General features: G+C 75.6%; 1 protein-coding gene. It reads left to right on the forward strand.

The window, feature by feature from the left end; all coding sequences use genetic code 11:
• Positions 1–67: 67 nt before the first annotated feature.
• Complete coding sequence (locus OHA89_RS39785; RefSeq protein WP_331761763.1) at positions 68–9,733, forward strand: type I polyketide synthase; 9,666 nt, start codon at positions 68–70, stop codon at positions 9,731–9,733.
• Positions 9,734–9,756: the final 23 nt, after the last annotated feature.

Here is a 9,756-nt window from a genome sequence, read left to right on the forward strand (position 1 = left end):
CCCCCGGACCCCGGCACCGCCGGCGCGGACCACCGTGCCTTTCACCTGCCCCAAGTGAGGATGCGTGATGAACGCCGACGACATTGCCATCATCGGACTCGGCTGCCGCCTCCCCGGCGGGATCGATTCCCCCGAAGCGCTCTGGCAGGGCCTGCTGGACGGGATCGACGCCATCGGCGAGGTCCCCCCGCAGCGGTGGAGAGCCGATGACTGGCATGACGTCGACCCCTCGGCGCCCGGCAAGATGACGACCCGCTGGGGCGGGTTCCTGGACGACGTCGCGGGGTTCGACGCCGCGTTCTTCGGCATCTCGCCCACCGAGGCCGCCCAGATGGATCCGCAGCAGCGGGTGGCCCTGGAGGTCGCCTGGGCCGCGGTCGAGGACGCCAGGATCCGCACCGACCGGCTCGCCGAATCGGCCACCGGCGTGTTCTTCGGCACCATGTGGCAGGAGTACCACCTGGCCACCGGGGCGTCCGCCGGTGAGATCCGCACGCACACCGCCATCGGCACGGACACCTCGATCATCCCGGCCCGCATCGCGTACGCCCTCGACCTGCGCGGCCCGGTGATGTCCGTCGGCACCGGATGCAGCTCGTCCCTCGTCGCCATCCACCAGGCGGTCCGGAGCCTGCGCTCCGGAGAGTCGGACCTCGCGCTGGCCGGCGGGGTCAGCCTCATCCTCCACCCCCACACCACCGTCGCGATGTCCAAGTTCGGCACGCAGAACCCCGACGGGCAGTGCCGCGCCTTCGACGCGGACGCCAACGGGTACGTACGGGGCGAAGGCTGCGGCGTCGTCGTCCTGCGCCGGCTCGGCGACGCCCGGCGCAGCGGCGACCGGATCTACGCGGTGATCCGCGGCAGCGCCGTGAACAACGACGGCACCACCGACGGCCTGGCCACCCCGAGCGCCGACACGCAGGCCGAAGTGCTGCGCTCGGCCTGGCGGGAGGCCGGAACGGACCCGGGCCTGGTGTCGTACGTGGAGGCCCACGGCACGGGGACCCGCCGGGGCGATCCGATCGAGGCCGCGGCCCTGGGCAGCGTGTTCGGCGACGGCAGGAAGACCGGGGAGCCGCTGCGGATCGGGTCGGCCAAGACCAACTTCGGCCACCTCGAACCGGCCGCCGGAGTGCTCGGCGTACTCAAGACCTCCCTGGCGCTCTTCCACGGCGAGCTGCCCCCCAGCCTGCACTTCCGCCGGCCCAACCCGGACATCGACTTCGACGCGGCGAACCTGGCCGTGGTCACCGACCGGCAGCCGTGGCCCCAGGGAGCGCGCCTGGCCGGAGTCAGCAGCTTCGGCTACGGCGGTACCAACGCCCACCTCGCGCTGGCCGGGCCGCCGCCGGCGCGGGCCGCCGAGGTCCGGGAACCCGCCGCGCGGACGCGGATCCCCTGGGTGCTGTCGGCGCGCTCCGAAGAGGCCCTGCGGGAACGGGCCGGCAGGCTGCGCGCCCACCTCGCCGCGCACCCCGGCCTGTCGGCCGCCGACGTCGGCTTCTCCCTGGCCACCACCCGCGCCGACCACGAGTACCGGGCCGTCCTGCTCGGACGGGAGACCGCGGAGCTGAGCCGGGGGCTGGAGGCGCTCGCGTCGGGAGCCCAGGTGCCGGACCTGGTCGTCGGATCCGGCCGCGGGCGCGGCCCGGTGCTGATGTTCGCCGGACAGGGTGCCCAGTGGGCCGGCATGGCCGCGGAACTGCTTAACTCCTCACCGGTGTTCGCCGAACGGTTCGCGCAGTGCGAGGCGGCGCTGGGACCGTTCGTGGACTGGAAGCTCACCGAGGTGATCGGGAACGCGGACGCCCTGGAACGGGTGGACGTCGTACAGCCCGCCCTGTGGGCGATGATGGTGTCCCTGGCCCGGCTGTGGAAGCACTTCGGCGTCGACCCGGACGTCCTGCTCGGGCACTCGCAGGGCGAGATCGCCGCGGCGTGCCTGTCCGGCGCGCTGTCGCTCGAGGACGCGGCGGCCGTGGTGGCGCTGCGGGCCCGGGCCATCCGCCGCGGTCTGGCGGGCCGGGGCGGCATGGTCTCCCTGGTGTGCTCGCGGGCGGACGCGCTGCGGCTGACCGAGCGGTGGCCGGACCGGCTGTCGGTGGCGGCCGTCAACGGGCCCCGCAGCACGGTGGTCTCCGGCAGCCCGGAGGCGCTCGCGGAACTGCTCGCGCACTGCGGATCCGCCGGGATCCGCGCCAAGCGGGTCCCGGTCGACTACGCCTCGCACTCGGCGCAGGTGGAGGCCATCCGCGAGGACATCCTGACCGACCTGGCCGGTATCCGGCCACGCCCCGGGGCTGCGGGCTTCTTCTCCACCGTCGACGTCGGCCGGATCGACACCGCGACCCTGGACGCGGGCTACTGGTACCGGAACCTGCGCTCCACGGTCGAACTCGACGCGTGCGTGCGCGAGCTGGCCGCCGAGGGCCGCAGCGTGTTCATCGAGTGCACCCCCCACCCCGTGCTCACCATGGGCGTGGAGGAGAGCGCCGAGGTGCGCACCGTCGGAACGCTGCGCAGGCAGGAGGGCGACCGCTTCCTGACGGCCCTGGCCGAGGCGTACGCCGCCGGGGTGGACGTCGACTGGAGCCGCGCCTTCGAGCGGGCGAACACCGTGGACCTGCCCACGTACCCCTTCCGGCACCAGCGGTACTGGATCGACGGCGCGGCGGACGGCGGCGGGCCGGCGCAGGACGCGCCGTTCTGGGACGCGGTGGGCCGCGAGGACCTCGACGGGGTGGCCCGCACCCTGGGCCTCGACCGGGACGCCCTCGCCCCCGTCCTGCCCGCCCTGGCCTCCTGGCGCAGGCGGCGCACCTCGGAGTCCGTCGTGGACGGCTGGGAGTACAAGGCCGCCTGGAAGGAGGTTCCCGGACCGGCGGTGCGCCCGGGCGACTGGCTGGTCCTCGCGCCCGCCGGCGACGCCTGGGCGCGCTCGGTGGCCGGGGCCCTGACCGGACAGGGCCTGCGCGTCACCCTCATGGAGCTCGAACCCGGCCTCGACCGGGGTGCGCTCGCCGCGCGGCTGCGCGGCACGGCCTGCGACGGCGTGCTCTGCCTGCCGGCGGCGCAGGACGGGCCGTACACCGGGTACACGGGGGTTCCCGCGGGCTACGCGGCGACCCTGACCGCCGTGCAGGCGCTGGGGGACGCCGGCGTGAGCGCCCCGCTGTGGTGCGTGACGCGGGACGCCGCCGCCGTCGCGGACGAGGCGGTCGACCCGGAGGGGTCGCTGGTGTGGGGGCTGGGGCGGGTCGTCGCCCTGGAGCACTCCGAGCGCTGGGGCGGCCTCATCGACCTGTCCTCCGCGTACGACCCGGGGGTACTGGCCGGGGTGCTCACCGGCGACCACGGCGAGGACCAGGTCGCGATCCGGGGTTCCGTACCGTACGGCCGCCGGCTGGTCCGCGCCGCCGCGGGTCCGGCCCGCGGCTGGAGCCCCACGGGGACGGTGCTGATCACCGGCGGAACGGGCGCGCTCGGCGCCGAGGTCGCGCGCCGGCTGGCCGGTCAGGGCGCCGAACGCCTGGTGCTGGTCAGCCGGAGCGGGCCGGACGCCCCCGGGGCGCGGGCCCTCACCGCCGATCTCCAGCGGCTCGGGGCAGGCGTCGAGATCGTCGCCTGCGACGTCGCCGACCGGGAAGCGGTCCGCGGGCTCGTCGAGCGGACCCGGCCCGACGCGGTGGTGCACGCCGCCGGAGCCCTGCACGACGGGCTCGTCCAGGACCTCACCCCCGACCGGGTCGAAGCGGCGCTGCGGGTGAAGGCGCAGGGAGCCTGGAACCTGCACGAACTCGCCCCCGGACTGGACGCGTTCGTGCTCTTCTCCTCGTGGGGCGCGACCGTCGGCGTCCCGGGCCAGGGCAACTACGCGCCCGGCAACGCCTATCTGGACGGCCTGGCAGCGCTCCGCCACAGCCAGGGGCTGCCCGCGACCTCGGTGGCCTGGGGCCCGTGGGCCGGCGACGGCATGGCGCGGGGGCCGGTGAAGGAGGTCCTCGACCGCCACGGCGTACCCGCGATGGCACCGGATCTGGCCCTGCTGGCCCTGGACCGGGCCGTGGCGTCCGCGGAGCCCTGCGTCACCGTGGCGGACGTGCGCTGGGACCGGTTCCGCACGGTGTTCACGGCCACCCGCCCCAGTGCCCTGCTGGCCGACCTGCCCGACGGCCGGGACGCCTCGGCCGTCCAGGAGCCCGCGTTCCGGCGGCGCCTGGCCGAACTCCCCGCGGACGGCCGGATGCGCGCCGCACGGGAGGAGGTCCGGGCGCAGACCGCCCTTGTGCTCGGCCACCCGACGCCGGAGGCGGTGGACGTCGAGCGGACCTTCAGGGAACTCGCCTTCGACTCGGTCCTCGGCGTCGAACTGCGCAACAGGCTGGGCGCGGTCACCGGCCTGCGGCTGCCCACCACGCTGATCTTCGACCACCCCACGCCCGCGCAGGTCGCCGCGCACATCCTCGACGCGTACCTGCACGAGGAGCCCGACCCGGCCGCCGGGGAGACCGCCCCGGCCGCCCGTACCGCCACCGCCGCCCCGGCGGCCGCCCCCGAGGCCGCCCCCGAGGCCGCCCCGGCGGCCGCCCCCGAGGCCGGCGCCGGCGAGCCCATCGCGATCGTCGCCATGAGCTGCCGGTTCCCCGGCGGAGTACGCGACCCGGAGGGTTTCTGGCGGCTGCTCGCCGACGGCGGGGACGCCATCACGCCGTTCCCCGAGGACCGGGGCTGGGACCTGTCCGCGCTGTACCACCCGGATCCCGACCACCCCGGTACGAGCTACGTCCGCGAAGGCGGCTTCGTGGCCGCCGCCGACTTCGACCCGGAGTTCTTCGGGATCAGCCCCCGCGAGGCACTGACCATGGACCCGCAGCAGCGGATCCTCCTGGAGGGGTCCTGGGAGCTGCTGGAACGGGCCGGGATCGCACCGGCCGCGCTGAAGGGCAGTGATACCGGGATCTACCTGGGCACCAACGGCCAGGACTACGCCTCGCTGGGCACCCCGCACGGCTCCGAGGGGTTCGGGCTCACCGGAAGCGCCGCCAGCGTGGTCTCCGGCCGCGTCTCCTACGCACTGGGCCTGGAGGGGCCGTCGGTCACGGTGGACACCGCGTGCTCGGCCTCGCTGGTCGCCATCCACCTCGCCGCGCAGGCCCTGTCGCGGGGCGAGTGCGCGATGGCCGTCGCCGGCGGCGCCACCGTGATGGCCACACCGAGACTGTTCGTCGGATTCAGCCGGCAGCACGGCCTCGACCCCCTCGGACGGTGCCGCGCCTTCTCGGACGGGGCCTCCGGCACGGCACTGTCCGAGGGCAGCGGACTGCTGCTGCTGGAGAAGCTGTCCGACGCACGGCGCAACGGGCATCCGGTACTGGCCGTGATCCGCGGTTCGGCCGTCAACCAGGACGGCACGTCCAACGGGCTCACCGCGCCCAACGGCCGGGCCCAGCAGCAGGTCATCCGCAAGGCTCTCGCCGCGGCGGGGCTCGAAGCCTCCGACGTGGACGTCGTGGAGGCCCACGGCACCGGCACGACGCTGGGCGATCCCATCGAGGCACGCGCACTGCAGGCCACCTACGGCGCCTCCGGACGGCCGGTGTGGCTGGGCTCGGTGAAGTCCAACATCGGGCACACGCAGGCGGCGGCGGGCGTGGCCGGCGTGATCAAGATGGTGCTGGCCATGAACCACGGCACAGTGCCCCGTACCCTGCACGCCGACACCCCCTCCCGTCACGTCGACTGGTCGGAGGGCTCCCTCCGGCTCGTCACCGACCCCGTCGCCTGGGACGCGGACGGCCCGCGGCGGGCCGGCGTCTCCTCGTTCGGCATCAGCGGCACCAACGCACACCTGATCCTCGAACAGGCCGCCGGGGCCGAGGAACCGCCGGCAGGGGCCGAGGAACCGGCCGCCGGCCCCCGTCCTGCCCTGCTGCCCTGGACCCTGTCCGCGCGGACCCCGGAAGCCCTGCGCGAGCAGGCGTCCCGGCTGGCCGTCCGGGTCGGGACGCACCCCGGCACCGACCCGGCCGACCTGGCGTTCTCCCTGGCCACCTCGCGCACCTCCTTCCGGGAACGCGCCGTCGTCGTCGGCCGCGACACCGGCGACCTGCTCGCCGGGCTGCGCGCGATCACCGACGGGGCGTCCTCGGCGTCCGTGGTGCAGGGTTCGGCGGACGACGGCCGGACGGCGTTCGTCTTCGCCGGGCAGGGAACCCAGCGTGCGGGCATGGGCGCCGATCTGCGCGCGGCGTACCCGGTGTTCGACGCCGCGTGGCGGGAGATCCGCGCCGCACTCGACCCGCACCTGCGCCGTCCGCTCGCCGAGGTCATCGACGACCCGGACGCGCTGCGCCGCACCGAGTTCACCCAGCCCGCGCTGTTCGCCTTCGAGGTGGCGGTGTTCCGGCTCCTCGAGAGCTGGGGGCTCACGCCGGACCTGGTGCTCGGACACTCCGTCGGCGAGCTCTCCGCCGCACACGTGGCGGGCGTGCTCTCCCTGGAGGACGCCTGCGCGCTGGTCGCCGCCCGCGGCCGGCTGATGCAGGCCCGGCCGGACACCGGCGTGATGCTCGCCCTCCAGGCCGGCGAGCACGAGGTGGCCCCGCTGCTGTCCGCGCGGGTGCACCTCGCCGCGGTCAACGGCCCGCGGTCCGTGGTGATCGCCGGTGATGCCGACGCCGTGGCCGAGGTGGCCGGGCGGTTCACCGGACGCCGCACCAAGCGGCTCAACGTGTCCCACGCCTTCCACTCCGCGCACATGGACGGCATGCTCGACGAGTTCCGGAGCGTGGCCGAGCGGCTCACCTTCCACCCGCCGCGCATCGCGCTGGTGACGAACCTGACCGGGCGGACCGTCACCGACTGCGGTCCCGACCACTGGGTGCGCCAGGTGAGGCAGCCGGTCCGGTTCGCCGACGCGATCCGTACCGCGCGCGGCGAAGGCGTCACCCGGTTCCTCGACATCGGCCCCGACGGAACGCCCGCCGCCATGATCGAGGACTGCCTCGACGGCGACGACGCCGTCGTGGTCCCGACCCAGCGTGCCGACCGGTCCGGTCCCGAGGCACTGACCCTCGCGGTCGCCAGGGCGCACACGGCGGGTGCCGGGCCGGACTGGGCCCCGCTCCTGGGCGAGGGCCGCCGCCGCGTCGACCTTCCCACCTACGCCTTCCAGCGCAAGCGCTTCTGGCCGGACGGCTCCGGCTCCGGAGCCGGGCACCCGTGGCTGACCGAGGTCACCGAACTGGCCGACGGCGGCTGGGTGCTGTCCGGCCGGGTGTCGGCGTCGTCCCAGCCCTGGCTGGCCGACCACGTGGTCTTCGGCACCGTCGTCGTCCCCGGCACCGCGCTGCTGGACATGGTCCTCGCGGGCGCCGGCCAGGCCGGAGCGGCCGGCGTCGGCGAGCTGACCCTGTCGCGGCCCATGGTCCTGGAGGACGCGGTACACGTGCAGGTCAGGATCGGCCCCGCCGACGGCGGACGGCGACCGGTGACCCTGCACGGCAAGGCGGAGGGCACGGGCACCTGGAGCACCCACGCCGAGGGCGTGCTGGTGGACGCCTTCGGTCCGGAGCCCACCGACTGGTCGGTGCCCGCGCTGCCCGCCGTGGACCTCGCCGGCTTCTACGAGGGCTTCGCCGCCCAGGGCGTCGACTACGGCGCCGCCTTCCACGGCGTGGCCGAACTGCGCGGGCAGGGCGGGACGGCCTGCGGCGTGGTCCGGCTGCCGGCCGGCGAGCCGGGCGGATTCGGTGTCCACCCGGCCCTGCTGGACGCGGCCCTCCAGGTGATGCGCGCGGCGGTCCCGGCCTCCGCCGAGGCCCAGCTCCCCTTCCAGTTCACCGACGTCCGCCTGTACGCCACGGGAGCCACCGAGCTCCGCGTCCGGGTCGACGTCCGCGACGACGGGATCCGGGCCGCAATCACCGACCCCGCCGGGGCGCCGGTGGCGTACGTCGGCGCCCTGCGGCTGCGTCCGGTCAGCGCCGGCCTGCTGCGTGCCGCGCTCACCGTTCCCGACCTCTACCGCGTGGCCTTCCGGCCCGTGCCGCAGGTGCCCGCGGTGGCGGAGCCGGTCCGGGTCCTGGGCAGCGGCCCGGTGTCCGAGGCCCTCGGCGTGACGCCGTCCGAGACGGTCACGGAAGACGGCCCGCGCCGGATCCTGATCGACGCCACCGCGCACGCCGAGGGCGTCGCCGCCGCCCACGAGTCGGCCGCACACGCGCTGGACCTGCTGCGCCGACTGGTGCCCCGCAGGGGCCTCGAGCTCGTGTGGATCACCCGGGACAGCATCGCCGCACGCCCCGGGGACCGGGTGCGCGGCCTCGCCCAGGCCCCCCTGTGGGGGCTGCTGCGGGCGGCGCGGCGCGAGCACCCGGAGGCGGCCCTCCGGATCGTCGACTGCGACCGGATCGACGCCCCCACCCTGTTGTCGGCGCTGTCCGTGTCCGGCGAGCCCGAACTCGCCGTCAGGGGCGGGGAGTTCCTCGCGCCCCGGCTGACCGCGGCGGGTGCGGTCGGTACGGCCGGTGCGGCCGGCGCCGCGGCCGGCGCCGGCTCCGTGGCCGACGGAACGGTGTTGGTCACCGGCGGCACCGGCGAACTCGGCAGGGCGGTCGCCCGGCACCTGGTGACCGAGCACGGGGTCCGCGACCTGGTGCTGACCTCGCGCAGCGGCCCCGGGAACCCGGATGCCGGAAGCCTGGTCGCGGAACTGACCGGGGCCGGTGCGCGATCCGTCCGGGTGCTGGCCTGTGACGTCTCCGACCGGACCCAGGTGGCCGGCGTACTGTCCTCGGCGGGCGACTGGTCGGCGGTACTGCACCTCGCCGGCGTCCTCGACGACGGCCTGCTGCTCGACTACGACGAGCGACGTCTGCGCACGGTGCTGGCCCCCAAGCTCGACGGGGCCGCGCACCTGGCGGAACTCACCGCGGATCTGGGGCTGTCGGCGTTCGTGCTGTTCTCCTCCGTCTCCGGAACCCTCGGCTCCGCCGGGCAGGGCGCGTACGCGGCGGCCAACGCCTACCTGGACGCCCTCGCCGCCCGCAGCGGCGGGACCAGCCTGGCTTGGGGGCTGTGGGAGCAGGCGGGCTCGGGCATGACCGCACACCTCACGGAGGCCGAACTGGGACGCCTGCGCAGGCAGGGCATCGCACCGCTGCCCGTCGCCAAGGCCCTGCGGCTGCTGGACCGCGCACTGCGCTCGCCGGACGGCAACCTCGTCCCCGTCAGGCTCGACCTCGCGGCGCTGGACGGCGAACCCCCGGCGCTGCTGCGGGGACTGGTCCGGCCGGCGCTGCGCCGCGCCGGCGAGGACCCGGCGGGCGGCGGGCTGCGGAAGCGTCTGGAGGGCCGGACGCCCGAGGAGCAGGCCGCCTCGGTCACCAGGCTGGTCCTGGAGGAGGCCGCCGTCGTCCTGGGGCTGCCCGGGCCCGGAGGGCTCAGGAGCAAGGCCGTACTGAAGGACCTCGGCCTCGATTCGCTGATGGCCATGGAGCTGCGCCGCAGGCTCGCGAACGCCGCCGAGGTGCCGCTGCCCGCGAGCCTCGCCTTCGACCACCCGACCCCGGCCGACATCGCGGAGCTGCTGATGCGGCGCATGGGGATCGCTCGAGCGGAGTCCGGGACGGAGCCGGAACCGGAGGCCTCACCGGACCCGGCCGCGCCGGCGCCGGCCCGCTCGGTCGCCGAGATCGGCGCCGAGCTCGACGCCCTCCTCGAACTCTAGAAGCTTCCACACCCCGCACTTCC

It is taken from the genome of Streptomyces sp. NBC_01546 (assembly GCF_045208355.1).
Lineage (GTDB): Bacteria > Actinomycetota > Actinomycetes > Streptomycetales > Streptomycetaceae > Streptomyces.

Coding starts and splice junctions, on each gene's coding strand:
- OHA89_RS39785 (WP_331761763.1), top strand. CDS start 68: ATGAACGCCGACGACATTGCCATCATCGGACTCGGCTGCCGCCTCCCC.